The sequence below is a fragment of the Mycobacterium sp. URHB0044 genome (assembly GCF_000620625.1).
GTDB lineage: Bacteria > Actinomycetota > Actinomycetes > Mycobacteriales > Mycobacteriaceae > Mycobacterium.
The window spans coordinates 24,798-39,184 of record NZ_JIAW01000005.1 but is presented as its reverse complement, the minus strand read 5'-3'; the positions used below and the strand labels follow the sequence as shown (position 1 = coordinate 39,184).

Below are 14,387 nucleotides of genomic sequence, written 5' to 3'. Positions count from 1 at the left end.
AACTACGCGTCGGTGTGCCGCAGATGGGAATCGACGTCTCCGTAGTACCTCAGTGTCTCGTCGAGTTCGAAATGTCGGTCGATGCAAGTCAGTGCGCCGGTCGTGTCACCGCGTTTCATCGCGGCAAGCAGTTCCTTGTATTCCTTCACGAGGCCCTTGGTCCATTCCAGTCGAACCTCCAGGAACGCGGCCATGCAGAGTTGCGTTTCGGCGGTGAGGGTACGGAACATCCGACTGAGTCGTTCGCTACCGGCCTCGGCGACCAAGAGTTCGTGGAACCGCAGATCTGTCGACACGATGCCGCGCCAATCTCCGCTGGTAATCGCTTTGCGAAGGTCAGTCAGCGCTGCCTCCAGGGCCTTCAACGCCTTTGCCTTGTCTGAGCGTGCCATCACCCGCACGGCGGCCGTACTCTCGATCGCTCGACGCGCAAGGTAGACGTCCGGAACGTCTGATGCGCCCAACTCCACCACGAACATACCGTGGTGGGGCCTCGTCGAGAGCAGGCCCTCCTGCACGAGCCGCTGCATGGCTTCTCGCACGGGGCCCCGGCTGACGTCCAGGCGTTCTGCAAGTTGGGCTTCGGTCAGCTGAGAGCCCGGCGCGAAACTGCCGTCCAGGATGGAAGACCTGAGAATGTCCGCGATCCGGGCCGGGGCCGTCGACAGCGAGATCGACGGAACATTGTCGAATGCCATTACGTACGCGCTCTCCTTCGCCTGTGCAAAAACTCCGGAGCATTGAGCGTCGGCCGACGTGTGAGCTGCCCTGGTGTACAGGGCTCTAAGTATAGTCAACTGTCGACAAGCGACATAGACGCCACGCGACATATACGCCACTCCAGACCGGCCGGGAGGATCCCGACGACGCGGTCCGCGTTACCCACAGACAGAATTGGTCCCCCGGGCGACCAATTCTGCTGCCAGAGGACCTATGCCAGTGCGGCGAGCACCCCGTCAAGTTCTGTCAAGAAGAAGTCGGCGTCCTTTGCCGTGAAGGGTAGCGGTGGCCGGACCTTCAGCCCGTTCTCGTTCACACCGGAGGCACTCACCAGGATCCGGCGCTCGCGCAGCCCGTTGACGACCTCAAGGGCCCGATCACCATCCGGGGCACCCGTCTCTGGGTCCACGAGGTCGGCTGCGAGGAACAGGCCGGCGCCGCGCGCCTCGATCAGGAACGGGTAGGTCTTGCACAGCTCGGCCAGACCGGTACGCATCTGGGCACCGATCCTCTTCGAATTGTCGAGTAGCCCTTCCTTCTCGATGACATCGAGTGTGGCGGCCGCAGCGGCGATGCATACGCTATTTCCCGCGAAGGTGTTGAAATAGCGGATGTCCTTGCCGAACTGCTCCAAGTGCGCGTCGTTCGCGACAACCGCCGAGATCGGCAGACCGTTGCCCATGGGCTTGCCCATGGTGACGATGTCGGGTGTGATCCCGTGACGCTGGTAGCCCCACATGGCGTCACCACTGCGTGCGAAACCAGCCTGCACTTCGTCGGCAATGAAGAGTCCGCCGGCCCGGTGCACTACGTCGACGGCGGGCGCAAGAAAGCCCGCAGGCTCCGGCGCCAACCCGTCACTTGCGAAGAGGGTATCGACCATCAGGGCGGCCAGGCGCATCCCGTGGCGCTCGATATGTGCGACGGCGGCTTCGACGTTCGCGGCAAATAGGCGGCCAGCCTCGACGGGGTCTCCTTCGGCGACCTGGGGTGGTGCGGGTACCCGAACAGTCCGGGCACCCAACGGCACCTTGCTACCGAGGCTCGGCGACATCTCGGCGATCGCCGCCGTGATGCCGTGGTAGGCATTCGAGGTCACGATGACCGCTTCGTTTCCTGTCGCGTACCGCGCGATGCGCATAGCCAGATCATTGGCCTCGCTGCCAGAGCATGCGTACATGATCTTGTCCAAGCCCGCCGCGTGGGTGGCGAGCAACCGCTCGCTGTAGTCGAGAACCTGAGTGGTGAGGTAACGGGTGTTGCTGTTGAGGATGCCCGCCTGCTTTGAAATCGCCTCAACGACATGCGGATGGCAGTGCCCCACGCAGGGGACGTTGTTGTACGCGTCGAGGTAGGTATTGCCGTATGAGTCATACAGGTACACCCCGGACGCGCGAGCGACCTCAACGGGATTGCGATAGAACAACTTCATGCTTGGCCCCAGGACCTCCTGACGCCGACTTACCATCGCCTGTAGCTCGGGGGCAAGATCGCTCAGGGTTGCCGGATCAAAGCCGTTCGGCATCAGACTCATTGGAGACATTAGTTTCCTTTTCAGCGGTTGCGTACTTGCATGGCTTGTTCGATGGCGGCACTCGCAGGCACATCGGTAAGTCGGCGCATCTGCGCACGCACCAACGGAGCTTTGCGCAGGATGTACTGGCGGTTCTCAGGAAAACGCCGAGCGCGCCAGTTGCCGATCACGAGATACATTGCGAGCCGGACCGTCATCAGCGCCGGTAACAGCGCCAGCTCGCTGGGTTCCAGCGGCGAAATGCTGTGATACCCGCGGGCCACTTCCAGTGCGGGCGTCAGTGGGTCGGAATCATCCGCGATATGGCCGGCAGCGGCTACTGCGAGATCGTTGATGACCTGCGACACAGTCAGATCATCGAAGTCGATCAGCCCGCAAACCTGATCATTCTCGGGGTCGACCAGAATGTTGTCGGTGTTCAGGTCGTTGTGAACGGGTTGACGGCGGAGCTCAGCGACTCGACGTCCAATGACGGCCATGTGGTGCTCGAATATGCGAAGCAACAGATCGCGGTCTTCGATGTCATCTAGCTCATCCAACATTCGGTACGCGTCGCCAGCATGGGCGATGTCCCAGCCTACTCGTCGTTCGGCGGCCGGATCATTGAACGATTCCAACGCCACGGCCAACTGCGCGAGAGCGCGGCCGACGTTGCGTCGCATCACTGGCGTCACAACAACCGTCTTCAGCAGTTGACCGGGCATGTAGGTCGTCAACCTGGTCCACCGCAGCGGGCCACCGAGGACCGAAACGGCAAGTTGTGCAGCGCCATTGACGTCGGGCACGATGCGGGGCACCGGCACTGCAGGTGACGCATCGGCGACATGCGTCAATGCCCGGGTGACGAGTCCGTAAGCGGCTTCCGGCTCGCTTTCGTGAGCAATTTTGAGGAAGTAGCTCTCTCCTGCGCGCTCGGACTCGATGCGAAAGATCTGGTCTTTCTCTCCTGCGAGCCGGAAGGCCTTTCCAGGGATGTCGAAGTGTTCGGCCGATATTCGTTGGGCCTCGGTCTCTGGCACCTGTGCCGACGCCACGGTCAGAGGATCAACGCTCACGATGGTCTTCCTCAGCGGTTGGCATCGCCGCGACCCCAAAGGCGCGGTTCCAGTAAGCGCGGTGTGGTGGTCGAGATCAGCTTCTTCATGGGCTTGTTGACATTGAGCCTGAGCCCCATCTCTTGAAGATTCTCGATGCGCTCCACCATCGCCCGTACGACGGCCCCACCGACAGACCGGAACGGCTCGGGCGGCAAGTATTCTGTGGGTCCGTGGGTCAACGGCGATCGGGTGTCTGCGTCCTCCATGTTCAGGACCATCCGGCCCAGCACGCGGCCAAGGTAGGCCGTCGGGGCCACGCCGTTGCCCGAGATGCCACTTGCGTAATGAATGTTGCTGTGGTCGCCGAGGTGCCCGAGGAACGGGAGGTGGCTAGGGGCACGGTCCACGGCGCCACTCCAGGCGTGGGTGATCTTCGCATCGGCCAGGTCTGGGAACCAACGGCGCAGATCCTTGGCGATCGATCGCATCGACCGGGGGTCGTAGAGAACGGAAGGGGTGATCTTGCCCGCGGGTCCCAGCGGGCCCCCGCCGCGGCCGAAGATCAGTCGACCGTCAGGCGTTACCTGCATGTGATGCACTGAAAGCCGTTGGTCTCCAAAGCCTGAGCCGTTGGCGAACGGACGATCAAGTAGTCGCTTGCCCAGGGGTTCGGTCACCACGATCGAGCTTCCGATCGGGACGAAGGCGCGTCGCAGCTCACGCACCTGGCCCATCCAGGCCCCGATCGCGAGCACGACCTGATCCGCGGTCACACAGCCTGCGGTGGTGCGCACCTGGGCAGGCTGTGAACGGCTCAGTCCCGCCATCGGCGTGCCCTCATAGATCTTCGCACCCAACTGCAGGGCGACACGGCGCAGCCCACGCGCCAGGAGCGCCGGTTGCAGGGTAGCGCCGTCGGTCTGCGTAGCCCCAGACAATGGCAACGGAGACCCGGTGCGGCGACGCAGTTCGAGACCGTCGACCTCAACCAGAAGATCGCCGCGGCCATGGTCGTCACACGCTTGAACAGCGTTGCGCCACTTGCCGATCTGGTACTTGTTGACAGCAGCCTTGGTCATACCGTGCCGGCGAATATGGGCATCGATCTCATACTGGTCACAGAAGTCGACGACACGATCGATGGCCCAAGACGACCGCTGCGCAAGGCGAAGCCCCTCCTCGACACCATAAAGGCGGATTAGCACGTCCAACTCGTCGTGCCAACCGGTCGTCTGGCCGCCGTTTCGGCCGCTGGCTCCGAATCCACAACCGTCGGCCTCGATTAGGACGACCCGGGTATCGGGCGCCTGCTCCAGGATCTCGATCGCAGTCCACAGACCTAAGTAGCCGCCCCCGACGATGCATACATCTGCGGTGACCTCTCCGACCAGTGGCGGACACGCCGGCTGGTCCTCGATGGCCAACGCCTCGTCCAGCCAGTACACCGCGCCATTGAGCGGCACGGAATCGGTCTTGCTATTCATCTCCAGATACTTCCTGGTTGTCGGGTGAATAGGTGCGATGACCGGAAGCCCGTGCCCCCGGTCTTCGCGACTATCGCAGGCACTACTTTCGCGTGGCGGCCTCTGCGGGCCTAACGCCGTTGGGTGTCGTTCTTGCGGCGGGCTGATGCCGGTAGAACGGAACGTGCTCCTTGGGAAGGGGTTCGTTGCCGAGGATCAGGTCTGCGGCCTTTTCTGCGATCATCATCACCGGCGCATACAGATTCGCGTTCGGCATGATCGGCATGACCGATGCGTCGACTACGCGCAGGCCCTCAACACCGTGAACACGCATGGTATCGGGGTGTACCACTGCGTCCTCACCTATGCCCATCTTCGCGGTACCGCAGGGGTGGTAGGACGTCTCGGCGTCCTGGGCCACCCACTTAAGGATTTCCTCGTCGGTCATGACACCCGGTCCTGGTGACAGCTCGCCACCGTTGAACGGTGCGAATGCCGGCTGGTTGAGGATGTCGCGCGCGATGTGCACGACCTCGATCCACTCCTTGCGATCCTGCTCGGTAGATAGATAGTTGAACTTCAGCACCGGGTGGGCGGTGGGGTCTACCGACCGCAATTTGACGTGGCCGATCGACTGTGGCGTCTGTGGCGCAATGTTGATCTGGTATGCGTGCGGCGTCGGGGCGGGAGAGCCGTCATTGCGGACGCCGACCGGCAGCATGGTCATCATATGGTTGGGCATAACGACGTCGTCGTTCGACCGAACAAAGCCGCCGGCCTCGAAGTGGTTGGTCGCACCGACTCCCTTGCGGCCGAACATCCATTTGAGCCCGACACTCGGCCAGTTGATCGGCTTGAGGTACGGCATTATCGAGACCGGCTGGGCGCAGGCGTACATCACGAACGCCTCCAGGTGGTCCTGCAGATTCTCACCAACACCTGGCAGGTCGTGCACGACCTTGATGCCCAGCTTGCTCAGCTCCCCGGCATTTCCGACACCCGAAAGTTGCAGGAGCTGCGGAGAATTGAACGCACCTCCACAGAGAATGGTCTCGGTACCCCGCACGACCTGCCGGCCCCCACGCTTGGAGGACAACTCGACGCCCACGGCCTTCTTGCCTTCGAAGATGACACGGGTGACCAGCGCACCGGTCACGACCTCGAGGTTCTTTCGATCCCTGATGGGATCGACGTAGGCCCGTGCCGAGGAATACCGTTCGCCGCCTTCGATGTTGCGGTTGAACTGGGCGAAACCCTCCTGCCGGTAGCCGTTGACATCATCGACCACCTCATATCCTGCCTGGCGAACAGCGTCGAACATCGCGCCGAACAGTGGACCGTCGGCCGGGCTGGCGGATACCGGGATCGGTCCTGATCGTCCGCGGTAGATGTCGTTGACATTGGACGAGGTGTAGCGCTCGCAGCGCTTGAAGTACGGCAGCACGCCGGCGTAGTCCCACGCCTCCATGCCCGGCAGCTCGCCCCACTGCTCGAAGCTCAGCGCATTGCCGCGCTGGAAGAACATGCCATTGATGGAGCTTGATCCGCCCATGAGCTTGCCGCGGTAGTGCTCGATGCGGCGGTTGTTCAGGTGCGGCTCGGGCTCGGACTTGAATTGCCAGTCGTAGAACGACTTTCCGAACATGAACAGAAATGCCGAGGGGACTCGCACCGGAAGATCGAACCGCGAACTGCGGTGTCCGGCCTCGATCACGAGGACGTTGGCGGATCCGTCGGATGTCAAGCGGTTGGCAAGTGCACAACCCGCCGAGCCGCCACCTACGATGATGTAATCGTATGCCTTAATCGCCATGCCGTCCTTTACTTTCTCTTTGCCAACCGCCGGGGAAGACGGACCGCGTGATCGATGTTCCGGCCCCTAGCGCCGCGAATCCGAAGCCAGACACGCCTATTCCACGGTCACCTACCGGGATACATCTGACGTGAACACTACTTCGCCGCTCGTCGATTGTAAACAATCTTCAATATTGATCTTGAGCTAACATAGCCGAGACAGGTCGTCGACAATCCGCACATTGCCCACGAAAGCAGCGTCGGGCGCACGCCTGCCTCGGCCCCTTCACCATCGATTGGACATCGGGTTCGTATCCGCGCGTCTGCCTTCGGCGCACCGCCGCGGCGTTCGTCGAAGAGCAAGGATCACCAGGCGACCGAGAATTCAACGAACCGGACCGAAGCCCACGATCAGGGGTGCGCGATGCACCGCCTCGTGCGACATCTGGCCTGCGGCAGCCCAGCTGCCCGCAATGGTTGACGTGGTCCCCCGCCTCACCGGTGGCGGCCCGAGCGGCGAAGACACCTACGCATCCGATACCGCCGGTTCGTGACCACCTAATGCCGGCCGGGGCGACCGGCGACCACGACAGCCAAAGTTCAGCCTCGACCGCCGGCGGGGCCAACAGACACGTCTATGACACCGTGCGCCATACCGAGATCAGCGAACGCCACCGTCGCCATCATCAAGCGAGGAACAACATGGCCCTCACCGCCACAGCGACTACTCTCGTTGCCCGCGTGCCTTCACCAATTGTGCTATCCCCGAGCTCCATTCACTCCGTCGCACCGAGTCCCACACGAAGCAGGATTCCGTCGCGTTCGTCACGTCAGGTTTCACCAGCGAGCCCAGCTGCAATCGAATCGACGATGAGCGCGATGTCGGCGTCACTGACGACGAATGGCGGGCTGATCTGAATGGTGTTCTCGTACAGAAGACGCAGGATGACTCCGTTGGACAGGCAGGACTCGACCACGGAGGCGCCGTCGACCGCCGCGTGCAGTTGCACGCCGGCCAGCAGCCCGGCACCGGAACGAACCTCCATCACCTTCGGATGCGCCGCGAGCGGAGCCAGAGAGCTGACCAACAGCTGTTCCAATTCTGCCGCGCGCGCCACCAGACCTTCCTGCTCAATGATGTCCAGATTCGCCTCGGCAACAACGCATGCCGTGGCATGGCCTGCGTAGGTTAGCCCGTGGCGGAAGCTCGGTGCGTCGGAGTCGTCAAAGAATCGCTGCCACACATTGGGAGCCACTGCGACTGCACCGAGTGGTAGGTAACCCGAGGTAATTCCCTTTGCCATGGTCATCATGTCCGGCGTGACGCCCCAGCGCTGAGCGGCGAACATCCGTCCCGTGCGTCCGAAGCCGGTGATGACTTCGTCAAGAATCAACAGGATGTCGTTGGCGTGGGCATACGACTGCAGGCCGATCAGATAGCCGTCCTCGGGACCGTGGACGCCGCCGGTACCCAGCACCGGCTCCGTAATGATCGCGGCAATGTTGTCGGGTCCAATCTCGTCCATCCTCTCGATCGCATCGGCCAGCCCGTAGGTAGGGATGCGTGCGGTTTCAGGCACCAACGAAGCAGTGCCGTACCCGGTGCGGTTATGGCACAGTCCGCCGATACTTGTACCGAAGGCATGAAGTCCGTGATATGCGCGGTCTCTGCTGATGATCATCTTCTTGCTTGATTTGCCGTCCAGCTGCCAGTGCAGCCGCGCCAGCTTGCAGGCCATGTCCACGGAATCCGAACCACCGCTGGTGAAGAAGATTTTCGCGGAGTCGATCGGCATCATGTCGGCGAGGCGATCACTGAGCCGCAGCGCTGGCTCGTTCGCGAACCGCCCGAACGTGTGTTAGGTCTCCAGTTCACTCATCTGCTTGTGCGCGACGTCGGCCAGCTCACGGCGTCCGTGGCCAATATTTGCGTGCCAAAGGCTTGCCGTGGCGTCGAGTAACCGGCGGCCGTCGTCGGTGCTCAACCAGGCTCCGTCGCCCGTCGTTATGGTGATTCGCTCACCGAGCACCGTTGGCATGTGGGCTTGGGAGCTCCACAGCGCATCTCCGATCATCTTTCCTCCATCGGTTGATTGTTTGAGAGACAGATCTTTTCGTCCTGTGGCGAGTTTCTTGAGCCGCACTTGCTGAGGTACGGCTGTCGGCGACCACGTAGTTCCAAACACGAGGTTCAGCCGCGGCCTATCCGCGGTTGGGCCGTAGGCCGGTCGGCGGCGACTGGCGATTGCTGGGTGTGCGCGGTGTTCCAGTCGGTACACGACGCGTGGTGAGCGAGATCGAGATCCCCATTGTTTCGGCGGCAGCGACGAGTAGCACCGCGTCGTCGACGTGCAGTGTGGTGCCGCCATCTTGGGTCACTAGTTCACGAATCCGATCGCTTACCTGTGCGCGGGTGAGGCCGAAAGCAGGAAAAAGTTCGTCTTCTGGCGGCCCGCCGTAGGGCCGCCAGGTCACGACAAAACGCAGCAGTTGCGCGTCAAATCCGCCAAGCGTGATCAGACGCGTCAGCCCGGCATCCCGCCCCGCGCCGGCAAGCAGCCGATGCGAGCTGGCCTCACCAACGGCAGCGGGGCCACCGTTCACGTGGTCGGCCCGATCGAGACTTTCCAGGATGGCGCCCGCGGGTACGACCAAAGGTGTCACACGTTGCGGCATCGCCCTAACTTCGTTCAATTTGTTCTACTGTAGAACAGTATCATGAGCTACCGTTCACAACAGACCTATCTTCTGTTTTCGCTAGCTGGTCGTGTGAACGGCGTCGCGACGCCGCTGAACTGCTTGCCGCACGAAATCACGGTTCCTAATGGTGATCTCTCCCACGGTCGACTCTGCCCGTTGTGCATCGCGGCTTTCGAGGGCGTCCACGATCGCACGGTGCTCGGTTTCGATGCCGGAGACGTCGTCGTACTCCAGGTGCTCCAGAGACAGCACCATCAAAAAGTACTGCAGCTGAGTACTGAGGTTTGCATATGTCGCATCGAGAAATTGATTGCCCAGAAGCCCGACAACTGCGCCGTGAATGTCCAGGTCTCGCACCACGATCTGATAAGGATCATGGGTACTCAGTGCGCGTTTGAACGCTTCGTAGGCGCCGTGAACAGCACTGAGGTCTGTCGCGGGCGTCACGGTAGAGGCGGCCAGCGTCTCTAGATAGAACCGTGCGGAATAGAGATCGAGAATTTCCGCGTCTGAGGGATCCCACACCGCCATGCCCCGCTTAGGGTGTTTACGGATAAGACCGCCGGATTCGAGCAACCGCAGCGCTTCGCGCACAGTGTTACGCGACAATCCCCATTCCGAGGCGATCGTACTTTCGTTGATTCGCTCCCCGGGGCCGAGGTCGCCACGCAGGATCATGTCCTTGAGCTCGTCGACGACCTGCTGCGGTGTGGTCGTTCGCGACACTTTCAAGGCGCGGAAGCCGGTCACTGCGACACCGTATATCGCCGGTGGGCTGCGAAGTTGCCGGCACGCCCAGCCTTAGCAGGTGCGCGCGGATCAAGAGTTCTCATTATTGTTCTACAGTAGGGCTCCTGCCGAGTATCCGCCACCTGTATCAACAGAGGAGGGCACACCGTGTCCATGAAATCGAGTTACCGCATAGCCCTCATCCCCGGTGACGGCATTGGCCGCGAGGTTCTTCCCCCGGCAACCATGGTCCTCGATGCCGTCGGACGACGGCACGGCCTGCACTTTACGTTTGATGAATTTGATTGGTCCTGCGAGCGCTACGCCAACCTCGGTGCAATGATGCCCGACGACGGTTTGGATCAGATCCGGGCCCACGACGCCATCCTGTTGGGCGCGGTCGGTTGGCACGGAGTGCCCGATCACGTCTCGCTGTGGGGCCTGCTGATCCCGTTGCGCCGCGAGTTCGACCAGTTTGTGAATAAGCGGCCCGCTCGTGTGTTTGAGGGTGTCGACTCACCGCTGAAACGGGCTCTGCCCAGCCACGTCCAGGGCGGTGTCGACCTGGTCATCGTGCGGGAGAACTCCGAAGGCGAATACTCGCGCATCGGTGGCCGCTTCGGTGCCGGGGACGATGAGTTCGCATTGCAGGAAGCCGTTTTCACGCGCAAGGGGATATCGCGGATCGCTGACTATGCTTTCGAGCTCGCGGCTCAGCGGCAGGGCAATCTGGTGTCCGCCACCAAGTCCAACGGGCTCATTCACAGCATGCCGTTCTGGGACGAGGTCGTCAGCGATCGCGCCGCGGGCCATCCGAGTGTGCGATGGCGCTCGGAACACATTGACGCCCTTGCAGCCCGCATTGTCCTCAAGCCCGGCGATTTCGACGTGGTGCTGGCATCGAACCTGTTCGGTGACATTCTGTCCGACCTCGCCGCTGCGGTGGCTGGGTCTATCGGCATCGCGCCGTCCGCCAATTTGAACCCGTCCGGTCAATGTCCGTCGATGTTCGAACCGGTGCACGGATCGGCCCCCGATATCGCGAACCAGAATATCGCCAATCCCGTGGGAGCCATCTGGTCTGCCGCGATGTTGCTCGACCATCTCGGTCACCCTGACGCCGCAGCGGAGATTCTCGAAGCCATCACCCTCGCACTGTGCGAAGGCACTTTGACGCGGGATCTCGGCGGGACAGCCACCACCGTCGAAATGGCCGCTGCGATCCTCGACAGGATTCCGCGCTAGCGGCCTGCTCGAGCGGCGTTGGCACGTGCCTTCATCACATGTAGATTGTTGACAATCTGTCGGGCTAGCCACACACCCCTGAGTGAGCTGCATCCAGCCAGTCGAGAATGAGGTGAAGGTCGCATGGAAGACGTTACCGCCATAGAGGCCCTCCAGCGCATTCTCGCGGGGGTCGGGATCGTGATCGACACCGATTCCCGACGTTGCGCCGAGTACTCTTTCGACGCCTCCAACTACCGCGTGCCACCACAAGCCGTCGCCTTCCCGCGCACCCCCGGAGAGGTCGCCGTCATTGTCCGTGAGGCGGTGCGCGCCGGTATACCGATCACCAGTCGTGGCGGTGGTACCTCGCTGGCAGGCAATGCCATCGGACGCGGCCTCATCATCGATTTCTCGCGCCACATGAACCGCGTGCGGTCCTTCGATGAAAGGAACCGGACCGCGGTGGTCGACCCCGGCATCGTGTTGACCGAACTGCAGAAAGCCGTCAGCGATGCCAGCAACGGCGCCCTCACCTTCGCTCCAGATCCTTCCAGCAAGTCGCGGGCGACGGTCGGCGGCGCCATTGGCAACGATGCGTGTGGCAACCATTCGGTCCGTTACGGACGCACCTCCGATCACGTCATATCGCTCGACCTCGTCACCTCGTCCGGACACCGACTGACCGCCACTTCCAACGGAGTGCGCGCCACCGAGCCTGCGGATACTGGCGCAGTCGCCGAAGCCACCCGTATCGAGTCCGAGTTGCACGCGCTGGTACAGACCAATCTGGCGTCCTTCCGGCTGGAACTGGGCCGAATCCCCCGTCAGGTTTCTGGTTTTCACTTGTCGAACTTGCTGCCGGAGAACGGGTTCAATGTGGCCCGCGCACTGGTCGGCAGCGAAGGCACGTGCGCGATCGTCGTCGCGGCCACCGTGAAACTCGTTCCCGTCCCGCCCGCGGCCATGCTGCTGTGCCTGGGATACCGCGATCTCATCGACGCCGCGCGGGACAATCCAGTGATCCTGCAATACTCCCCCGCCGCCATCGAAGGCATCGACTCAGTGATCGTCGAGACCATGCGCGGGCTGCGCGGGTCAGACTCGGTGATAGGTCTACCCGACGGAAAATCCTGGCTCTATGTCGATCTCGACGGCGACGATACGAAAGAAGTGCAGCGGCGCGGCGGCGAACTGCTCGCCAAGCTAACGGCCCAGGGCCGCCTAGTCGACGCTCGGGTCGTCGCTGAACCGGTCGAACGTGCTTCCCTGTGGCGCGTCCGTGAAGACGGCGCCGGGTTGTCGGCTCGACTGATCGATGGACGCGAATCTTACACCGGCTGGGAGGATTCCGCCGTCGCCCCAAGTCAACTCGCGGACTATCTGGTGGCCATGAAGGCACTACTTGCGGAGTTCGAGCTCACCGGGGTCATGTACGGCCACTTCGGTGCGGGCTGCATGCATATCCGGATCGATTTCGATCTGCGAACCGAGGCGGGCCGGGCGCTCATGTCCAGGTTCGTCGACCGCGCGGCACGCCTATGTGTCAGCTTCGGCGGGTCGATGTCGGGCGAACACGGTGACGGCCGGGCGCGCTCAGAGTTGTTGCCACTGATGTACAGCGCGGAGGTCGTGGCGGCCTTCCAGGTTTTCAAGCGGATCTGGGATCCGGCGGGCCAACTGAATCCGGGCATTATCGTTGATCCTGAGCCGCTGACGGACAGCCTTTCTCTCGCCGATGTCACACCTCGTGAATGGCAAACCAGCTTCCACCTAAAATCGACCAACGACCAGACGCTTGACCCGTTTGTGCATTCGGTGCAGGGCTGCATCGGCGTCGGCCGCTGCCGCGCCACCACCGGAGGCGTGATGTGCCCCAGCTTTCGGGCTACCGGGGACGAGAAGGATTCAACCCGTGGTCGGGCCCGCGCCCTGCAGGAGATGGTGCGAAACTCTCCGACAGTTGCGGCGGGCTGGCGCTCCCAGGACGTTCGCGATTCACTCGATCTCTGTCTGTCGTGCAAGGCCTGTTCGACGGATTGCCCAGTGGGTGTCGACATGGCAACGTACAAATCTGAATTCTTCGACCACTTCTACCGATGGCGGATTCGGCCCATCTCACACTACTCGCTCGGCTGGCTGCCGACCTGGCTGCAGCTGACCCAATGGATCGCGCCTCTGGTCAACGTCATGGTGCGTGGGCCGATGGCACGTGTGCTCGCTGCCTGCGGCGGGTTGACTCCGCACCGGAGGCTACCTGAGTTCGCCTCGCGGCGCCGAATCCGGCGAGCCCTTGGTACGAAGAGCCCTTCGGCAGACGTCGTGGTTATCGCCGACACGTTCACCCGGGGATTCCGGCCCGAGGTCATCAGCTCCGCGCGCCGGGTGCTCGCTGAAGCGGGCCAGACCAGCGAGTGCCGCACTGACGCATGCTGCGGTCTGACCTTCATCTCGACGGGTCAGCTGGGCAAGGCCAAACGCCAACTCCGCAAGGCTGCAGTGCTTCTCGATGACGGGTCTGACCGGCCCATCGTGGTGATCGAACCCAGTTGCGCAGCGGCGTTTCGCAAGGATCTGCCCGAGCTCGTCAACTCCGATGCCGCTCGCCGGGTGGCGGCCCGCGTCCGCAGTTTCGCGCAAGCCGTCACAGAGAATGCTGACGGCGGCTGGCGCCCTTCCACGACGGTGCCCGACAAAGTTACCGTTCAGACCCACTGTCATGAGTACGCGGTGTTCGGCGCCGGCGCGCAGCGCAAGGCGCTGACATCGATTGGGGTGACCCAGGTGAACGAAGCTACCGGATGTTGCGGTTTCGCAGGTAATTTCGGGTTCGAGGCTCAGCACTACGGCATCAGTATGCAGGTGGCCCAACAGTCCCTAGCACCTGCACTGCTCAATACGGACTCCGACACCGCGGTGTTGACTGACGGTTTCAGCTGCCATATGCAGGTACGGCAGCTCGCCGCCGATCGCACGTCAGTGCATCTGGCGGAGCTGCTGGATCCTGAACGCTGACGAAGCGGACTACCAGCCGCGTTCGGCAAGCCGGTGAGGTTATGCGATGTCCTCCACGTTGATTCCGACCATCGCCTCGCCCAGGCCGGCGGTGAACAGTGTCACGGGCAGCTTGCCGGTCTGCGCCACCTCGACGACCAGATCGTAGGGACCTGCCGCCCTTGACCATTT

At 62.4% G+C, this 14,387-nt stretch carries 10 protein-coding genes and 2 pseudogenes; 2 read left to right on the top strand and 10 right to left on the bottom strand.

Features of this window, described 5'->3' with window-relative positions; genetic code table 11:
- Positions 1-2: 2 nt before the first annotated feature.
- The 9 genes and pseudogenes from N536_RS38170 to N536_RS40705 form a co-directional block, all read right to left on the bottom strand.
- Complete coding sequence (locus N536_RS38170; protein ID WP_051574437.1) at positions 3-698, bottom strand: GntR family transcriptional regulator; 696 nt, start codon at positions 696-698, stop codon at positions 3-5.
- A 233-nt stretch (positions 699-931) separates the two neighbouring features.
- Positions 932-2,254 carry an aspartate aminotransferase family protein gene (locus tag N536_RS0111655; protein ID WP_231514500.1) on the bottom strand — a complete coding sequence of 441 codons (1,323 nt, stop codon included), beginning with the start codon at positions 2,252-2,254 and terminating at the stop codon, positions 932-934.
- Between the two features lie 20 nt (positions 2,255-2,274).
- A complete protein-coding gene (locus N536_RS0111650) occupies positions 2,275-3,309 on the bottom strand; it encodes a phosphotransferase (protein ID WP_197040118.1) in 1,035 nt (344 codons plus the stop codon).
- Positions 3,310-3,320: 11 nt separating this feature from the next.
- Positions 3,321-4,775, bottom strand: a complete 1,455-nt coding sequence (locus N536_RS38165; RefSeq protein ID WP_051574436.1) for an FAD-binding oxidoreductase — start codon at positions 4,773-4,775, stop codon at positions 3,321-3,323.
- A gap of 82 nt (positions 4,776-4,857) precedes the next feature.
- Complete coding sequence (locus N536_RS0111640; protein WP_029113762.1) at positions 4,858-6,567, bottom strand: choline dehydrogenase; 1,710 nt, start codon at positions 6,565-6,567, stop codon at positions 4,858-4,860.
- Positions 6,568-7,378: 811 nt separating this feature from the next.
- Positions 7,379-8,389 (bottom strand): annotated as a pseudogene (locus N536_RS38160) (aspartate aminotransferase family protein); the annotation flags it as partial.
- An 18-nt stretch (positions 8,390-8,407) separates the two neighbouring features.
- Positions 8,408-8,623: an aminotransferase class III-fold pyridoxal phosphate-dependent enzyme gene (locus tag N536_RS42975; protein WP_231514498.1), complete on the bottom strand. Its 216-nt coding sequence runs from the start codon at positions 8,621-8,623 to the stop codon at positions 8,408-8,410.
- A gap of 127 nt (positions 8,624-8,750) precedes the next feature.
- Positions 8,751-9,224: a hypothetical protein gene (locus N536_RS38155; protein ID WP_155948552.1), complete on the bottom strand. Its 474-nt coding sequence runs from the start codon at positions 9,222-9,224 to the stop codon at positions 8,751-8,753.
- 81 nt (positions 9,225-9,305) lie between these two features.
- The gene (locus N536_RS40705; protein ID WP_051574435.1) at positions 9,306-9,998 is read right to left on the bottom strand and encodes a GntR family transcriptional regulator; all 693 of its coding nucleotides are present in this window, start codon (positions 9,996-9,998) and stop codon (positions 9,306-9,308) included.
- Between the two features lie 153 nt (positions 9,999-10,151).
- On the opposite strand from N536_RS40705, the gene N536_RS0111620 reads away from it, so the two are divergent.
- Together N536_RS0111620 and N536_RS0111615 are read left to right on the top strand one after the other, a co-directional pair.
- Positions 10,152-11,222 carry a tartrate dehydrogenase gene (locus N536_RS0111620; RefSeq protein WP_029113761.1) on the top strand — a complete coding sequence of 357 codons (1,071 nt, stop codon included), beginning with the start codon at positions 10,152-10,154 and terminating at the stop codon, positions 11,220-11,222.
- Positions 11,223-11,345: 123 nt separating this feature from the next.
- On the top strand, positions 11,346-14,216 hold the full coding sequence (locus tag N536_RS0111615; protein WP_029113760.1) for an FAD-binding and (Fe-S)-binding domain-containing protein: 2,871 nt from the start codon (positions 11,346-11,348) through the stop codon (positions 14,214-14,216).
- 39 nt (positions 14,217-14,255) lie between these two features.
- Here N536_RS0111615 and N536_RS42970 read toward each other — a convergent pair.
- A pseudogene (locus tag N536_RS42970) lies at positions 14,256-14,366 on the bottom strand (hypothetical protein); the annotation flags it as partial.
- Between the last annotated feature and the right edge of the window lie 21 nt (positions 14,367-14,387).

Bases quoted from the DNA above. Each gene is read 5' to 3' on its own strand.
- N536_RS38170 (WP_051574437.1), bottom strand. From the start codon at position 698: ATGGCATTCGACAATGTTCCGTCGATCTCGCTGTCGACGGCCCCGGCC.
- N536_RS0111655 (WP_231514500.1), bottom strand. From the start codon at position 2,254: ATGAGTCTGATGCCGAACGGCTTTGATCCGGCAACCCTGAGCGATCTT.
- N536_RS38165 (WP_051574436.1), bottom strand. From the start codon at position 4,775: ATGAATAGCAAGACCGATTCCGTGCCGCTCAATGGCGCGGTGTACTGG.
- N536_RS0111640 (WP_029113762.1), bottom strand. From the start codon at position 6,567: ATGGCGATTAAGGCATACGATTACATCATCGTAGGTGGCGGCTCGGCG.
- N536_RS42975 (WP_231514498.1), bottom strand. From the start codon at position 8,623: ATGATCGGAGATGCGCTGTGGAGCTCCCAAGCCCACATGCCAACGGTG.
- N536_RS38155 (WP_155948552.1), bottom strand. From the start codon at position 9,224: ATGCCGCAACGTGTGACACCTTTGGTCGTACCCGCGGGCGCCATCCTG.
- N536_RS0111620 (WP_029113761.1), top strand. From the start codon at position 10,152: ATGAAATCGAGTTACCGCATAGCCCTCATCCCCGGTGACGGCATTGGC.
- N536_RS0111615 (WP_029113760.1), top strand. From the start codon at position 11,346: ATGGAAGACGTTACCGCCATAGAGGCCCTCCAGCGCATTCTCGCGGGG.